The organism is Brachyspira pilosicoli (assembly GCF_019402445.1).
Taxonomy (GTDB): Bacteria; Spirochaetota; Brachyspiria; order Brachyspirales; family Brachyspiraceae; genus Brachyspira; species Brachyspira pilosicoli_B.
Genome location: NZ_SRZM01000009.1, coordinates 1 through 16951, shown reverse-complemented (window position 1 = coordinate 16951; position 16951 = coordinate 1). Strand labels below are relative to the sequence as shown.

The following is a 16951-nucleotide window of genomic DNA, read 5'->3' as shown; positions in this document are numbered from 1 at the left end:
GTCGCAAAAGAAGTGGGGGTGTGTACCCTATGGGCACGCTTCGCAGGTGGCTAGTCCCAACAAATAAACATATGAAAATAATAAATTAACTAAAAATTGATTTTTATAATTTTTTATAAATAGATACTAAATATGGCAAAATATCTCTATAATCTAACTTATTCAAACAATCTATAGTTTTACAGCCTCTCTTTATATACTCGCAATGAAAACTTTTTATTTTATTACAATATTTTTCTCTCGCCTCTATATTAAAAGCCTTGTCTCCTCGAACTCCATATATTAAAGGAAGTGTATCTCCAAATATGCCTATAGAATATATTCCAAGTGCATTTGCAATATGTAAAGGGGCACTATCGCCTCCAATTAAAGCATATGAATATTTTATTACAGATATAAGCTCTCTTATTGTAAGTTTATCAGTAAAATCTATTATATCATTAATATTTTCTTTCATGGTGTTTGCAAAAGACACATCATCTTTAGAGCCTATAATAATTATAGGCACATCGTTAAACTCTTTTTTAAACTCTCTAATTAACTCTACAAAATGGGTATATCTTTTACTTATGCGTGTAGCTCCTCCATGAACTATTAGGGCATTTTTATAATCTTTCATTTTGTTATAACCAAATGCATCTTCTTCTTTGCTTAAAAATAATTCTGTGTAAAAACCATCATCTTTTATATTTAAAGATTTTAAAATTGAAAGCATAGTATCAACAATATGTCTGCTATGTTTTTTCCAAGAAGTTTTATGCGTAAGTAAAAATCCTCTGCATTCACTATTAACACCTACTCTCACTGGTATATTAGCTTTTTTTAAAATAGATGCTGAAACGAATGATGTGTTTGCTGCAAAACCTATATCATAATTTTCTTTTTTTATAAACTCTAAATTATTCTCATCTCTCACTATAATATTATTTATATATGGATTTTCTTTTAATATATCAATTCCTCTGCTTCCATTTATTACATCAATAGTGCAATTTTCTCCATAATGTTTTTTTATAGCCCTTATAATTGGAGTGATAAATATAGTATCTCCAATATAATTCATTCCTACTATTAATATTTTCATTGATAAAAACAAAGCCTTTAAATATTATTTCTATTTGGTCTATTTTGTCTATGATGTCTTTTATAATTATTGACTCTTCTTATTCTAACAGAATTATTGACAGCTCTTTTTTTCTCTTCTTTATCAGAAAATAATCTCTCTTCATTATACATTCTCATAATTTCAAAGAATAATATAAAAGTTAAAGGACCAAGTATGATTCCAGAAAGCCCGAAAAATAAAACTCCTCCCAATATAGCAAAGAATATAAACAATGGGTGAAGCTCTATTCTATTTCCCAAAAGCAAAGGACGAACAAAGTTGTCTGGTATAGTAATAAAGAACCAAGAAACTACTAAAAATATTATAGCTCTTAAAATTTCTCCATTAATTATAAAAAGCACTCCAAGAGGTATCCAAATAATAGTAGTACCTATTATAGGCATAAATGAAGCTATGATTGTAAGAAGTGCAAAAGTTAAAGAATTAGTAACTCCAAATATAGAATAAACTATAAAAGCACAAATACCTTGAAATATACCTGTAAATAAATTTCCAAATATGATTCCTCTTATACCTTCAGAAGCTTGTTTAAATAATCTATCTAAATATTTTTTTTCTATAGGTATTAATGAACTTACTTGCTCTTTTAAATATTCTCCATCTACAAAAAAGAAAAACAAAGAAAACATCATAAATATAAATGAACTTACAAACTTACCTGTTCCTTTTAATATGCCTGCCACATTCTGAGTTAAATATGAACTAACAGAAGTTAAATTTGATAATAAACTATCTTGTATTCTTCTTAATATTTCTGCTGCAGATATTTCTACAGGAAGCATTGATAATAATTCTCTTAATTTATCATTATTTAAAATAGAATTAAAATCTAAATTCATAAAATATTTTATACCAATATTTGATATATCTATAAGCTGAACTATTATCGTATATAATAACAAACTAGTAGGAACTAAAAATATAATTAAAGATGTTAAAGAAAATAATAAAGCCAAAGTATGCCTTTTAATCATAGATATTTTATCTTCTTTACCATAACTTTTACCTATAGCCTTTTTGAATAATGGTGATAAAACAACATAAAAAACTAAAGCAAAAAATATCACCATACCAAATGGTTTTAAAAGCTGATACATTATAAATATTGATAAAAAGATAAAAGTAATAAAAAATATTTGACCTATATTATATTTATTCATCTATATTCCTAATATATTTTAAATACACAAATATTATATTATATAATTTAATATTGTCAAAGAAGTAAATAAATATTTTTACTAACTATTATTTTTTTCTATTGCCTTACATTCATTCCAAAGATTATCCATCTCTTGCAAGCTCATGCTCTCTAAGCTTTTATTCATTTTTTTTGACATTTCTTCTATATATTGAAATCTTCTTTTAAACTTTTCATTTACTCTTAATAATGAATTGACAGGATTAATTTTATTCATACGGGCAAAATCTAAAACAGTCATTATTAAATCGCCTATCTCTTCTTCCAAATGCTCTTTATCTTTTTCATTATATGCTTCTTTTACTTCTATAAGCTCTTCTTCTATCTTCTCTAAAGAGTCATCTATATTATCATACTCAAAACCAACACTAGCAGCTTTTTTCATTAACTTGTATGATTTCTCCATTATAGGCAAAGATTTTGGTATGCCGTCTAATATGCTTTTATTATCATTTTTCTTCTCTTCTTTTTTTATCTCTTCCCACTGTTTTAATATACCATTAACATCTTTTACTTGGCTATCCCCAAATACATGCGGATGTCTTCGCACAAGTTTTTCATTAATATTCTTACAAACATCATCTATATTAAATTTATTTTCATCATTAGCAAGCTCAGAAAAAAATACCACATGAAGCAAAATATCCCCAAGCTCTTCTTTTATATTCTCATAATCCTTATTATTAATAGCCTCAACTACCTCGTAAGCCTCTTCCAAAAAACAAGGTATTAAACTATCAAATGTTTGAACCCTATCCCAAGCACAACCATTCTCACCGCGAAGCTTTTTTACTATAGATATTAACTCTTCAAAAGATTTCATTTATTTATTTCTCTCTTTAATCTTCTATAATAGTTTATTCTTTTAGGCTCTAATATGGCGTTATATATAATAGCATTTTTTATATCCAAAGAAGTAAGCATATGATTAACATGTTTTTTATTGTTAACTACATTATTGAATACTGGACTTTCTTCCATAATCTTAGACTTTTGAGATTCTATTTCTCTTATCCTAGAAGCATATCTATTTTGCTCTTCTAATATTTCATTATCAGATTCATACTCGTCATAATCCTCATCTTCTTCATATTCATTTATATTTTTTAATTCACTTATGCTTTTTCTAAGATTTCTATATATCTCATCGTCATTATTATTATTATAATACTTTTTATTATTTGTATCGGCTTTTTTATTTATAGGTTTGCGTCTATTAACCTTCTTTGAATTGCCTTTCGATGCCTTTTGTATTAGGCTTACTATAAGCCAAATTATACCTATTATTATATATAAAATTAATTCCATAAAACATTCCTTAATGAAAATCATTATATTAAGTTAATATAATAATGTCAATATTGATATTTATATTAACTTAATATTTTATAGGATATTAACTTATATTTTTAGGAGAAATATTTAGTAATTAGTTTTTAAGTTCTTTTATTAATTTACTAGCTTCTTCAAATCTTCTTTTAATTTCTTTCCAATTTTTCTCTTCCATTAAGTTTCTAGGACATAACCAAGAACCTCCACATGCAAATACATGTTTATTTTGAAGATATTCTTTTACATTATCAATGCTCACACCGCCTAAAGGCATAAATTTAACTCCTGTATGCTGATAAACAGGTGCTATATTTTTTATCCAATTAATTCCTCCATAAAGACCAGCATGAAAGAATTTTATATATTTATGTCCATAAGCCAAACATTGTTCAAGCTCAGCAGGAGTTGCAGCCCCTGGTATATAATGATAATTTTTATTTTTGGCATATTCAAGCATTATAGGCTGAAAACCTGGGCTTATTATTATATTTGTTCCTAAATCAAGTATTCTATCAACTTGTTCAGTACTTAAAACTGTAGCAGCAGCTCTTGGAAGATTTGAATAATCTTTAGCTAATATTTCTAAAGCCTTATATCCATACTCTGTTCTTAGAGTTAATTCTATAGAAGGAAGATACTCCAAACAAAGTTCTGCTATATTTCTTATCTCCTCTTCATTTTCTACAACAACTACCGGTATTATTTTATTTTGTATATATTTTTCTAACATAAAAAACTCCAAAAATTATTAATATTCTAATAATTAACTATTAAAATAAATATTAGAATTATTAAAACATATATTCTCTACAATATTTCCTAAATATTTAATATCGTTAGGTACTTCGCCTTTCTCTGCCCACTCACCTATAATATTACATAATATTCTTCTAAAATATTCATGCCTTGAATATGATAAAAAACTTCTAGAATCAGTAAGCATTCCTACAAATAAAGCCAAAGAACCAGTATTTGCAAGTACTTTTATCTGTTCTTCCATTCCATCTTTATTGTCTAAGAACCACCAAGCAGAGCCTAATTGCATTTTTCCTTTTATTCCTTCTTCCTGAAAACATCCCATAAGAGTTGAAAGAGGATAATAATCTTTATTATTAAGACTGTAAAAAATAATTCTTGGAAGCCCTCCATCATTATTTGCAGTTTTTAATAATAATGATAATTTTTCTATAATATTAGAATCCCCAACAGAATCATATCCTGTATCAGCACCAAGTTTTTTAAACATTACTTCATTATTGTTTCTCATAGCAGAGATATGTATTTGCATAACTAAATTTGACTCTCTGTATTTTTTTATTAATTTTATAAGAATGTATGTTTTATATTTTTCAATTTCTTCTATAGATAATGATTCTTTATTCATAGCTTTTTTGAAAATACCATCAATATTTTTTTCATCATCTAAATTAAATGGTACAGTTGATAAAGAACAATCGCTTGAAACACAGCCTAAAGTCTTAAAATAATCTATTCTATTATATAAAGCTTCAATTAGTGATTTTATATCTTTTATATTTACTTTACTTACTTCTTCTAACTTTTTTATATAATCACTAAAGTCATTCATTTCTATATTTATAGCTTTATCAGGTCTAAAAGATGGTACTACTTTTGTATCAATCTTTCCTATTTTAGCTTTGCCTTCATTTATCAATTTATGATATTCTAAATTATCTATTGGGTCATCAGTTGTACCTATTGTATGAACTTTAAATTTTTTGAGAATATCTTTAACAGTCATATTTTCTAATTTTTCATTTGCCTTTTGCCATATTGTATTAGCATTGTCTTCATTTATAACTTCATAAATATCAAAATATCTTTGAAGCTCTAAGTGACTCCAATGATAAAGAGGATTACCTATTAAATTAGGCACTGTTTTTACCCAAGCCATAAACTTATCATAATCTGATGCATCACCTGTTATAAACTTTTCATCTATACCATTAGCTCTCATCATTCTCCATTTATAATGATCACCATAAAGCCAAATCTCTGTTAGATTATTAAATTTTTTATTTTCAGAAATTTCTTGAGTGTTTAAATGACAGTGATAATCAAATATAGGACATTTGCAAGCATAATCATGAAAAAGTATTTTTGCAGTTTCATTATATAATAAAAAATCTTTATCCATAAAAGTTTTCATAATATTTATTACCTCTTTATTTATAAAGTGTAAAATAAATGCAATACTTTCATAATAAACTATAATTACAAAAGTATTGCAAACATATATTTAATTACTTGCCCATTTTTTCTATAGCTTCCCATAAACCTTGTAAATAAACAGCACCCAATGCTCTGTCATAAAGTCCATAACCAGGCATAGAAACCTCATCCCAAATAGCTCTTCCATGGTCAGGTCTAAATGGTCCTTCAAAACCTATATCATAAAATGCTTTCATAATAGCAAACATATCCATTGAACCATCACTTGATAAATGAGCTGCTTCTTGGAATTTACCTGGAGCTGTATGCTCTAAGTTTCTTACATGAGCAAAAAATATTTTTCCTTTTAAACTTCTCACTATATCAGGTATATCATTTTTAGGATTAGAACCCAAAGAACCAGCACATAATGTTACACCATTACAAGGGCTATTAACACTATTAACCATTCTTAATATATTTTCTTTATTAACTATTATTCTAGGAAGTCCAAATACAGGCCAAGCAGGGTCATCAGGGTGTATAGCCATTTTTATATTATATTTCTCACATGTAGGCATTACAGCACTTAAGAAATATTTTAAATTTTCAAATAGCTTTTCATCATCAACTCCCTTATACATTTCAAAAAGCTCTTTTAATCTGCTTAATCTGTCAGGCTCCCAACCAGGAAGTACAAAACCATTAGAACTAGAATCAATTTGTTCAAACATCTTCTGAGGGTCTATTTGGTCTATTATATCCTGATCATAAGATAAAACAGTAGCTCCATCAGGTCTTACCTTAGCTAAATCGCTTCTAGTCCAGTCAAATACTGGCATAAAATTATAACATACTAAATTAATTCCAGCTTTACCTAAAACTTCTAATGTTTTTATATAATTTTCTATATATTTATCTCTGCTAGGAAGTCCTATTTTTATATCATCATGTATGTTTACACTTTCTATACCATATATTTTAAGTCCTGCATCTTCTACTTCTTTTTTTAATCTTTGTACATCTTCTTCTTTCCAAGCTTCTCCTACTTTACTGTCATATAAAGTTGTTATAACTCCTTTAACTCCGGGTATTTGTCTAATTTGTTTTAAAGTTACGGAATCAAAATTCTTTCCAAACCATCTTAAAGTCATTATCATAATCAAAATTCTCCTTAATTAATTTATATATTTTGTTAGACATTCTTTTACAGCATTTTCTTTACTTATCATTTCACTAAAATAATTTTCTATTTTGTTTCCAAGATTTATTTTTTCATCATATAAATCAACAGCAAATATAGTTTTATTTGATAATATAGGCTTTAAATTATTTCCAATACTATCTTTATTTTTAAATTTAATATTTTTTATATATTTTTGTAATTCTTCAAGCATAGGGTCAGGACTGATTTCCATTGACTTTCCATCATCATCAATCCCCATTAAATATCTAAGCCAAGCAGCTATAGTTAGAGGTATACCCACTAAAGAAGAAGTATCAAGTCCATTTTTAAGATATGATTTTAAAGTTTCTCCATATCTTATAGGTATCTTTTGAGAAGTGTCTGTAGCTATTCTTTTTGGAGAATCAGGTATATAAGGATTTACTAAACGCTCTTCAATAACCTCTTTAATAAAGTCTTTTGGATTTAAAATTTTAGGATGAACAACTACTTTCATACCCTCATCATACCCTATTCTTTCAACTAATTTTTTTAATAAAGGGTTTTTCATCTCTTCATATATAAAATTATAATTAAGCAAGCATCCAAATATTGCTAAAGATGTATGAAGAGGATTTAAACATGTAGTAACTTTCATTTTTTCTGAAGTTTGAACAGTAATCCTATCAGTTACATATACATGAGCTTTTTCAAATGCCGCTCTTCCATTAGGAAACAAATCTTCAACAACTAAATACTCAGGAACTTCAGCATTAACAAAAGCAGACATTGGATTATGCCCTACTTTAAATACCGACATATCTTCAAGCCCTATATCTTCTAATTTCTTTGATATAATCTCAGAAGGTCTTGGTGTTATTTTATCAACCATACTTAAAGGAAAAGCAGTTTTTTTACTATCTTCAAGATATTCTATAAAACCATCATCAGCAAAACCATTTTTTATCCATTCCTTAGCTATACTGGTAATAGATGATTTTAATTTATCTCCATTATTAGAGCAATTATCTATACTAAGCATAGCTATAGGAAAAGCACCGTTTTTATATCTTTCTAAAAGCATAGCCGTAGCAATACTCATAATATTTTTTGCTTTTTTAGGTTCATTATTAATATCTTCTTCAACTATGCTATTATAATTTCCACTTGAATCTTTTATTGAATATCCTTTTTCAGTTATAGTAAAACTCACTATCTGAAGAGAACTTGATATAAATATTTTTTTCAATGCATCATAATAATTTATAAAATCAGCATGCACTATGTCAGTTATACTCCCTATAACTTTTTTATCTATATCTCCATTGCTTTTTATAGATGCTAAAAGAGTGAGATTATCGAAAGGCTTGTAAACTTTATCAATCATTTCATAATCATCATCTCTTCCAGCAGCATGTGTATCTACAGCTATTATACCAGTATCTATTATATTATCATTCAAAAGAGTATCTGAAATTCTCGCTATAAAACCTCTAAATATATTTCCAGCACCAAAATGAAGCCAAGTAGGTTTTTTAGATGTATTTTCCCTAATTTGTTTTATATCATATTTAGGTATTTCTATATTAATATTATCCCAAAAAGTTTTATCATTTAAATTTTCTATATTGAGTTTCATATAATATCCCATATTAGTATACTAGTATTTTAATAAAATAATATAAATAGTCAAGCAAAAATCTTATTTATGAATTTTTAGCTTTTATTTCAGCTATAGCTCCCTGTATCTCTTCCATTTTCTCTTTAGTAAGAGGATAGAATCTCATAGCTATAATATTAAGCACCCATCCAATCATAGGAGCAAAGAACACGCAGAACATAGTTACCCAAAAAATAGCCGTTGAATATGGAGTATCAGGAGTAGGCTGAGTTTCTTTAAAACCAATCATAGCTATTAATAAACCAACTATAGTAGTAGCGAAAGATGATATAATTTTATCAACACAGCTGAATAATGTACCCATTAAACCGGGAACATATTTTCCAGACCTATATGTTTCATAATCTGCACAGTCAGCAGTCATAGGTATAACTATATTTGTTGATATTCCAGCAAATCCTTGCATAAGTATCCACAATACTATAAATGCTATAGTAAAGAAATTAAGATTTGTAAAGCTCATAGTTGTAGGATCTCCAAATATAAATAATAATGCCAACAATGCAGCAAATATTATACATCCTATAGTACCAAACAAAAGTGCTTTTCTTTGTCCTAAACGGCTAGCTATAAATTTCATACCCAATATTATGATAATTATACTAGGAATACTATATATAGCAGATACTTCTCCGCTAAGTGCATAATTACCGCATATTATACCATAAAGCATAACTAAAACTATAGAGTTAGTTTGTATAGTAACAAAAAGTTTACTTGTAGAAGCTGCAATTACAAGCATTTGTATTGCTCTGTTTTTTCTTATAACAGTCCAATAATCTTTAAATGTAATTAACTGAGGCTTTCCAAGTCCGAAATATTCTGTTCTGTCTTTAGTCCATAATCCTATTACAGCTAATGCTGATAAACAAGCAGATACAATTATAGTAAAGATTAAGAAAGTATTAAAAAACTCAGCATTAAAACCGCCATATTTTGGTATCCATACTTTAGAAACTACAATCTGCATACCAGCAAATAATACAACATTATAACTTCCATCAAATATAGTAAAATAAGGTCTTTGTTTAGGGTCATTTGTAAGACAAGTTTGTGCTGATTTGGTAACAACACATTGTAAAGTATACCCTATAATATATACAGCATAAACTAAAATAAAAAATAACAGCCTCATATTTTGAGGAGCTTTATATACAAATTTATACATTATTATACAAGAAATTATCATTACAATATTTCCTGCTACTATAAAAGGTCTGTTTTTTCCAAATCTTCCATTAGTTTTATCAAGTAAGTAACCTACAAAAGGGTCAGTTATAGCATCCCAAATACGCATAACTGTAAGCAATGTAGATACTAAAACTACTCCTAAACCTAGCATTCCTGTTGCATAGTATGATATAAAAAACATAAAGAACATATATAAATTTGTAGCAGTATTATTAAAAGCAAAGAATGCTATTTGCCATATTTTGGCTCTATGATAAGTATTTGTATTATCCATATACATACCTCCAATTTTTAAAAGGAGTAGAAAATATTTAAATCTTCTACTCCTAATTTTATATATAATTATTTTTTTGATTTATAATCTAATGGCAACTTATTCCATCTGCTTCTTATAAGATGAGCAACGGCTTTAGGCTGACGGTTTCTAGTAAATATACCTTTTTTATTTCCATCTACCCTAAATATTCCTTCAGTAGTTTGAAAATCAGCAAAGTTCCATAATTGTTCTCCAACTATAAAGTCATAGCTATCAAAAACTTTGAAATTCATTTCATAGTATTCGCATTGATATTCTTCGCTCCACATTACGGAAGGAAGTTTATGAACACCAGCATAAGTATCAGCTCCGTATTCTGTGAACATAACTGGTTTATTCATATTAGAATACAAATTCATTTCTTCTCTAAATTTTTCTTCTGACATATCAATTTCATAACCACCCAAGAAATACCATCCATAGTATCTATTTAATGTAATTACATCGCATAAATGCATACACTTACATTTTCCAGGAGAAGATGCCTGAATAGCAGCAAAAGTTTTAGGAAGATTCTGCTTATCCTGACTTTTAGCAAAATTAAATATATCTTCAAAATATGGAACAGCTTCGTCTTTTGAAGTATCAGGCTCATTGAATAAACTCCACATAACAACTGAAGGGTGATTTTTATCTCTTTTAATAAGCTCTTCAACAGCTTTTTTATGAACTTCTTTAGTTTTGCTATGTACTTCATCTAAAGAGAAATAATCAGTTTTTGATGCACTAGGATTTAGTACAGAACCTACATCAAACATACCTACAGCAGCAACTTCATCTATAATAACAATTCCTTCTCTGTCAGCTGCCTGCATTATTTCTTCACTATAAGGATAGTGAGATGTTCTAAATGAATTTGCACCTACCCATTTAATGAGCTCAAAATCTCTTTTTATTACAGGAGGATTATAACCCCTACCTGCTATTTCACTGTCTTCATGTTTACCAAATCCTGTAAAGTAGAAAGGTTTTCCATTAATTAAAAATTTTGTTCCTTCAACTTTAACAGTTCTTATACCAAAGTCTAAATAATATTCATCTATGAGTTCATCGCCATTTTTTATGCATGCAATAAACTTATACAAATAAGCAGCCTTTGGATTCCATAATTTAGCATCTTTAATAACTATTTTTCCGCTTTTACCTTCACAACTTGCTACTTCTTTTCCCTCTTCATCGTTTATTTTTATATATACTTTGTTTTCGCCTGTAGTATGTACTTCATAATTTACAATTCCATCACTGCCGTTTACATCTGATAATATATCTATATCATGTATATATTCCTTATTTGTAACAGTAATTTTTACAGGTCTGTTTAATCCCGCATAATTAAAAAAGTCAAAAGAAGGTTTAATATATTTTTTGCCTGAAGGTTTAGTTTCTGTATGACCACAAGGTATAGTAGTATTGCTAAGTTCATTATTAACAACTACAACTAATTTATTTTTTTCTCCAAATATTCCTGCTTCATTTACAGGAGCATTGAAAGGCATAAATCCACCTACATGTGTACATACTTCTTTTCCATTAATATATACAGTAGCTTCATGAGTTGCACAACCAAATCTTACATTAACATCTTTGTCTTTCCATTCCAAAGGAAGATAAAATGATGTTTCATACCATACATCACCAGCATGTTCTCTTATATTTTTATCTGTAAATAAATCATTAAAACTAGATGGAACAGGTATAAATGTAGTATCTTTAAGCCCATTAGCATATCCGCTATTTCTGCCTTCATTATTTATATCAATTTTAAACTCCCACATACCAGATATATCTACTACTCTTCTTGTCCTACTCTCTCTAGGATATAACATAGAATTAACCATAAAAAATAATTTCCTCCATAAATATTAAATATTAATTTATTATCAATTAATCAAAGAATAATTTTGTTAAATCGATACCAACTTTAAGTTCGAATCCCCATCCATTTTTATTAAATTCAGAATGTCCTATTCCTAAAGCAGACATATCTTGTTTGAATATACCACCGTAGAATAATCTAGGCTCTATAAAGAAAGTCCATTCTTCTAGGAAGAACTGTAAACGAGGATTAAATCTTATCCAGTACCAATCCTTAAATGCTGTTTGAGCACCTGACAATATTTTAAATTGTACTTCAGGTCTGAAAGCAAACCAATCATTGAAACGCATTTGATAAGCTACTCTAAATTCAGTACCATCATACCAGCCTTGATTTAGTGTTTTTGTACCATCGTTATTATATGTATATTGATTTCCTCTCAAATATATATTCTGCTGAGCCATAAATGTTATAGAATGAGATTTGAATGCTGCAACATCAGGAAGTTTTTTATTCAAGTACATTACAAATACAAAATCTCCTGAAGATGTAAATCCTAAACTAAAAGTATTAAATAAATGCATATTACCTGTTAACTCAACCATAGAAAATGGATTTGAAGTATTTTTTCCGCTTCTACTTCCCTCTTTCCAAGTAGGATCATATACGCTTGGATTATCAAATTGTGCTTGAAGTATAAATCCAAAACCTAACCATGGGGCATTTTTCAATGTCTGTATATAAGTTAATTTTGTGTCGAAGTTTTCCATCATTCTTTTTGCCTTAGGGTCAGTTCCCAAACTTGTTAAATCTCCTGAGGCATATTCAATGTAAAAACTCAACATTTTCATTGAACCTGGATATACATTAAAAAACTGATAGGCAGGGTTTGTTTGAGTGTTTGCTGCTTGCTGAGCAAATGACACTGTACCTGCTAATAATAAAATGGTTAAGATAGTAGTTAATAACTTTTTCATATATAGCTCCTTTACTAACATACTAGTATTTTAGTAAAAATAAATTCCATTGTCAATAAAAAAGATGATTTTTTTATAAAAAAGTTCTATTTTTAATTTTTTTATTCTTTTTTTATGGCTTGAAGTTTATTCATAAATAATGTATCTTTAGTACAATATTTGTTAATTAATAAAAAATATTATTAAAAGCTAATATGTAAAAATCATATATGTTTAAGTATAATTTGTTTACTTTAATATAAAATTACTAAATAATTTTATTAATAATAAAAAATAATAATTTAAGGATATGCTTTTATTTATGCCTAAAACTAAGAATAATAATGCAGATAATTTAATAATATTGAATAGAGAAACTAATGAGCCTATAGGGGATTATGCAGTTAGATGCTTAGAATATAATATAATCAATATGACATTGCTACCTGGTACTTTTATTAGTGAAAAAATAGTAAGTGAGGTATTATCAATAAGTAGAACTCCTATAAGAGAGGCTTTTTCCAGACTTGAGAAAATTAATTTGATAGAAATATACCCTCAAAAAGGAACTATGGTTTCATTAATAGATACGAGTATAGTTGAAGAAACTAGTTTTATGAGGATGGTACTTGAAAAAGAAATTATAAAGATGGTTTGTAAAAATCATTCAGAAAAAGATTTAAAATTATTAAATAAAAATATAGAACATTATGAAAAAAATATAAATACTAATAAATTTTATGAACTTCTTAAATTAGATAATGAGTTTCATGAGTTATTATTTTCAATAGCAGATAAAAAATTGACTTTTAGTTTAATAAGAGATTCAATAAAACATTTTAACAGAGCTAGAATATTTAATATAATGGAAATGGATAGAACAAGAACATTAACGGAGCATAGTAATATACTACTTCATATAAAAGAAAAAAATATAAAAAAACTTCTTCCTATTATGGAAATGCATTTAACTCATGTAAAAGACGACATGGAATTTTTAAAAAATAAATTTCCAGAATATTTTAAATAATTTATCTTTTTACATCTAAGCCATTTTCTGATTTCATTAAATTTATTACCTCCTCTTTTGTTGTTAAATTCCAATCTCCTGGTATACTATGTTTTATACAAAATGATGCAGTAGCAAATTCTAATATATCTTGATAGTTATCAAATAATAGAATGCCTGAAAGTATACCCGCTGCAAATGAATCTCCTGTACCTATTCTATCAATAATATTTTTTATATAGTATTTTTTTGATTTATATAATTTTCTATCAGCATATAACATACAATATATATTATTATGATTAGAGCTTATTGTCTCTCTTTTAGTAGTTACTACTATTTTAAGAGAATATTTATCTATTAATTGCTGCATAATGTCTTTATAATCTTCATCGCTTATATCGCCATCTACATTTACATTACTTTTTATTCCTAATATTTTTACAGCATCATATTCATTTGCAAATACTATATCAGAATATTTTACAATTTCAGGCATTACTTCTTCTATAGTCTTGCCATATTTCCATAATTTTTTTCTATAATTGATATCGCATGAAACTTTTACGTTTCTTTTTTTTGCTTCCTTTACTGCATATAACGTAAGGTCAGCAGCTGTTTGGCTTATTGCAGGTGTTACTCCGCTTATATGAAAATAAGAAGCATCCTTAAAAACCTTATCCCAATCAAAATCTTCTATTAGAGCCTGAGAAATAGAAGAATATTCCCTATCATAAATTACATTTGAACTTCTATAATTATTGCCTGTATCTACAAAGTATATTCCTAGTCTTTTACCTTCCCAAGATATTGCAGAAGTATCCACTCTATGGCTTAATAGTAATTCTTCTACCTTTTTACCTATAGCATTATTTGGAAGGGCTGTAACATATCTGCTTTTTAATCCAAATATAGATGCCAAGACACAAATATTAGCCTCAACACCTCCAAATGTTGCATTAAGTTTTGATGATTGAAATAATCTTTCATTATCTATTGATGAGAGCCTTAACATTATCTCTCCAAAGCCTACTATATAAGACATTTTATAACCCCTAATTATTTAATATACTAGTATGTCAATAATATTATAATAGTACACTAAAAGCTAATTGTCAAATAAATATTAAAAAAAATTACATATACTCATAAATATATTATAAAAGCTTTAAAATAAAAAAGGCTGAATAAGATATATAATAATTAAACATCTTATTCAACCTTAAAATTTTCAAATAATATGCTAATAATTAATTTTCTATATAAGCATAGCTAAATTTATGGTTTGCTAAACTATCATATACAACGCCTTTCAATTTAGGGCTAACTAAAGTAGGTGTAGCATAATAGTACAATGGTATTATAACATCATTATCCATAAATATTTTCTCAGCTTTATGCATAGCATCCATTCTAATATTCTGATCTATTGTATTCATAGCAGTTTGAAGCAAATTATCATATTCTTTATTTGTAAATAGAGCATGGTTTTGAGGACTATAGCTTAAAAACATACCTAAGAATGTCATAGGGTCATTATAATCAGCAGTCCATCCGCTTCTTCCAATAACATAATTCTTATCAGTATATAATGTTTGTAAAAATACAGCCCATTCTTGCTGACTTACAGAAGTATCTATTCCTAGATGCTCTTTCCACATTTGCTGAACAGCTTCAAATGTAGGAATCTCTCTATTAGAATCAACTATAAATTGAAGTACAGGAAAACCTTCTCCATTTGTATATCCAGCTTCTTCCATTAACTTTTTAGCCTTTTCTATATTTTTTTGATAATCTTCAGGCTTAACACTTATATAATCCCCACCTACCTCTCTAAAATCTCCATTAACATCAGGAGCTCCAAAAGGTACGAATGCACCAGCAGGCACACCAGCTTTTACTATATTATCTACTATATAATTTCTATCTATAGCCAATGATAAAGCCTTTCTAACTCTGCCGTCTTTTAAAACTTCATTAGTATGATTTACAGCATAATAATATGTTCCAAGACGTTTAACCATTTGAAGTAATCCTTCTTCCTTTAAAGTATCAATATCCTGAGCTGGTACTCTGTCAGAAAAATGTAAAGAGCCTTCTTTTATACCAGCAACTGAAGCTGTAGGATTATCCATTAAAACAAATGTGATTTTTTCTGGAACTAAATTCTCATAATCCCAATAATTAGTATTTTTTACCATTACTATATTATTATCAATATTACGTTCTATCATCACATAAGAACCATTTCCTATATAGCTTTCTGGATTGATAGTCCAACTGTTGCCGTATTTTTCTATAATATCTTCTCTAATTGGGTAGAATGTAGTAAATGCTGTTAATTCCAAGAAATATGCAGTAGGTTTTTCTAATGTTACTTCTAAAGTATAATCATCAATAGCCTTTATTCCTAAAGTATCCAATTCCATTTTACTAGAATTAATAGCCATAGCATTTTTTACAGGTTCAAATTGATAACTATATTCGCTTGCTGTTTTAGGGTCTACCGCTCTTTTCCAAGCGTATACAAAATCTTTAGATGTTAATGGAGTTCCATCAGACCATTTTCCATTAGTTCTTAAATGGAATGTATATGTAAGTCCATCTTCGCTTATGTCCCAGCTTTCAGCAGCTCCGCCTACTAATACACCTTCTTTATTTTTTGTTGTAAGTCCTTCAAATGCATGTATTATGTAAACTGAAGCATCTGAGGCTATGTTCAATGTAGGGTCTATAGTTTTAGGCTCTGGACCTACATTTATAAATAAACCTTCACCTTGATTTTCATTTTTTGATGAACAAGATGTTATTATCAAGCCTATTGATAATAAAAAAATAAAAAATAAATTAATAATATTTTTCATAAATCAATACCTTTTTTGTTTTTTCTAAATAATTAGGAAATATATTATATCATCAATTATTAAAAATCAATTAATTAATAAAAAAAATAAATTAAAATATTAAAATAGATTATAATATCTAT

At 27.6% G+C, this 16951-nt stretch carries 14 protein-coding genes; 1 reads left to right on the top strand and 13 read right to left on the bottom strand.

Annotated features, from left to right (window positions below; all coding sequences use genetic code 11):
- Positions 1–103 precede the first annotated feature (103 nt).
- From E6A48_RS00300 to E6A48_RS00250, 11 genes are all read right to left on the bottom strand, one after another.
- Positions 104–1084 carry a glycosyltransferase family 9 protein gene (locus E6A48_RS00300; protein ID WP_219708059.1) on the bottom strand — a complete coding sequence of 327 codons (981 nt, stop codon included), beginning with the start codon at positions 1082–1084 and terminating at the stop codon, positions 104–106.
- Positions 1085–1101: 17 nt separating this feature from the next.
- The gene (locus E6A48_RS00295) at positions 1102–2286 is read right to left on the bottom strand and encodes an AI-2E family transporter (RefSeq protein WP_219708058.1); all 1185 of its coding nucleotides are present in this window, start codon (positions 2284–2286) and stop codon (positions 1102–1104) included.
- A gap of 81 nt (positions 2287–2367) precedes the next feature.
- The gene (mazG, locus tag E6A48_RS00290) at positions 2368–3150 is read right to left on the bottom strand and encodes a nucleoside triphosphate pyrophosphohydrolase (RefSeq protein ID WP_219708057.1); all 783 of its coding nucleotides are present in this window, start codon (positions 3148–3150) and stop codon (positions 2368–2370) included.
- The gene (locus E6A48_RS00285) at positions 3147–3635 is read right to left on the bottom strand and encodes a hypothetical protein (protein WP_219708056.1); all 489 of its coding nucleotides are present in this window, start codon (positions 3633–3635) and stop codon (positions 3147–3149) included. Before E6A48_RS00285 ends, mazG begins: the two co-directional genes overlap by 4 nt.
- A gap of 121 nt (positions 3636–3756) precedes the next feature.
- On the bottom strand, positions 3757–4389 hold the full coding sequence (locus E6A48_RS00280) for a bifunctional 4-hydroxy-2-oxoglutarate aldolase/2-dehydro-3-deoxy-phosphogluconate aldolase (protein WP_219708055.1): 633 nt from the start codon (positions 4387–4389) through the stop codon (positions 3757–3759).
- A 33-nt stretch (positions 4390–4422) separates the two neighbouring features.
- Positions 4423–5829: a glucuronate isomerase gene (gene uxaC, locus E6A48_RS00275; protein ID WP_219708054.1), complete on the bottom strand. Its 1407-nt coding sequence runs from the start codon at positions 5827–5829 to the stop codon at positions 4423–4425.
- 94 nt (positions 5830–5923) lie between these two features.
- Entirely contained in the window at positions 5924–6991 is a 1068-nt protein-coding gene (gene uxuA / locus E6A48_RS00270; protein WP_219708053.1) for a mannonate dehydratase, read from the bottom strand.
- Between the two features lie 18 nt (positions 6992–7009).
- A complete protein-coding gene (locus E6A48_RS00265) occupies positions 7010–8635 on the bottom strand; it encodes a mannitol dehydrogenase family protein (RefSeq protein ID WP_219708052.1) in 1626 nt (541 codons plus the stop codon).
- Between the two features lie 67 nt (positions 8636–8702).
- The gene (locus E6A48_RS00260; protein WP_014935671.1) at positions 8703–10142 is read right to left on the bottom strand and encodes an MFS transporter; all 1440 of its coding nucleotides are present in this window, start codon (positions 10140–10142) and stop codon (positions 8703–8705) included.
- A gap of 68 nt (positions 10143–10210) precedes the next feature.
- Positions 10211–12022, bottom strand: coding sequence for a beta-glucuronidase (gene uidA, locus E6A48_RS00255; protein WP_014933459.1), 1812 nt, complete (start codon positions 12020–12022; stop codon positions 10211–10213).
- A gap of 46 nt (positions 12023–12068) precedes the next feature.
- A complete protein-coding gene (locus tag E6A48_RS00250; protein WP_014933460.1) occupies positions 12069–12977 on the bottom strand; it encodes a hypothetical protein in 909 nt (302 codons plus the stop codon).
- Between the two features lie 301 nt (positions 12978–13278).
- On the opposite strand from E6A48_RS00250, the gene E6A48_RS00245 reads away from it, so the two are divergent.
- Complete coding sequence (locus E6A48_RS00245) at positions 13279–13986, top strand: GntR family transcriptional regulator (protein WP_014933461.1); 708 nt, start codon at positions 13279–13281, stop codon at positions 13984–13986.
- A 1-nt stretch (position 13987) separates the two neighbouring features.
- On the opposite strand, the gene E6A48_RS00240 is transcribed toward E6A48_RS00245, so the two are convergent.
- Together E6A48_RS00240 and E6A48_RS00235 are read right to left on the bottom strand one after the other, a co-directional pair.
- A complete protein-coding gene (locus E6A48_RS00240) occupies positions 13988–15010 on the bottom strand; it encodes a sugar kinase (RefSeq protein ID WP_157149428.1) in 1023 nt (340 codons plus the stop codon).
- Between the two features lie 205 nt (positions 15011–15215).
- Positions 15216–16829, bottom strand: coding sequence for a peptide ABC transporter substrate-binding protein (locus E6A48_RS00235; RefSeq protein WP_219708051.1), 1614 nt, complete (start codon positions 16827–16829; stop codon positions 15216–15218).
- Positions 16830–16951 lie beyond the last annotated feature (122 nt).

Bases quoted from the DNA above. Each gene is read 5' to 3' on its own strand.
- E6A48_RS00300 (WP_219708059.1), bottom strand. From the start codon at position 1,084: ATGAAAATATTAATAGTAGGAATGAATTATATTGGAGATACTATATTT.
- E6A48_RS00295 (WP_219708058.1), bottom strand. From the start codon at position 2,286: ATGAATAAATATAATATAGGTCAAATATTTTTTATTACTTTTATCTTT.
- mazG (WP_219708057.1), bottom strand. From the start codon at position 3,150: ATGAAATCTTTTGAAGAGTTAATATCTATAGTAAAAAAGCTTCGCGGT.
- E6A48_RS00285 (WP_219708056.1), bottom strand. From the start codon at position 3,635: ATGGAATTAATTTTATATATAATAATAGGTATAATTTGGCTTATAGTA.
- E6A48_RS00280 (WP_219708055.1), bottom strand. From the start codon at position 4,389: ATGTTAGAAAAATATATACAAAATAAAATAATACCGGTAGTTGTTGTA.
- uxaC (WP_219708054.1), bottom strand. From the start codon at position 5,829: ATGAAAACTTTTATGGATAAAGATTTTTTATTATATAATGAAACTGCA.
- uxuA (WP_219708053.1), bottom strand. From the start codon at position 6,991: ATGATAATGACTTTAAGATGGTTTGGAAAGAATTTTGATTCCGTAACT.
- E6A48_RS00265 (WP_219708052.1), bottom strand. From the start codon at position 8,635: ATGAAACTCAATATAGAAAATTTAAATGATAAAACTTTTTGGGATAAT.
- E6A48_RS00260 (WP_014935671.1), bottom strand. From the start codon at position 10,142: ATGGATAATACAAATACTTATCATAGAGCCAAAATATGGCAAATAGCA.
- uidA (WP_014933459.1), bottom strand. From the start codon at position 12,022: ATGGTTAATTCTATGTTATATCCTAGAGAGAGTAGGACAAGAAGAGTA.
- E6A48_RS00250 (WP_014933460.1), bottom strand. From the start codon at position 12,977: ATGAAAAAGTTATTAACTACTATCTTAACCATTTTATTATTAGCAGGT.
- E6A48_RS00245 (WP_014933461.1), top strand. From the start codon at position 13,279: ATGCCTAAAACTAAGAATAATAATGCAGATAATTTAATAATATTGAAT.
- E6A48_RS00240 (WP_157149428.1), bottom strand. From the start codon at position 15,010: ATGTCTTATATAGTAGGCTTTGGAGAGATAATGTTAAGGCTCTCATCA.
- E6A48_RS00235 (WP_219708051.1), bottom strand. From the start codon at position 16,829: ATGAAAAATATTATTAATTTATTTTTTATTTTTTTATTATCAATAGGC.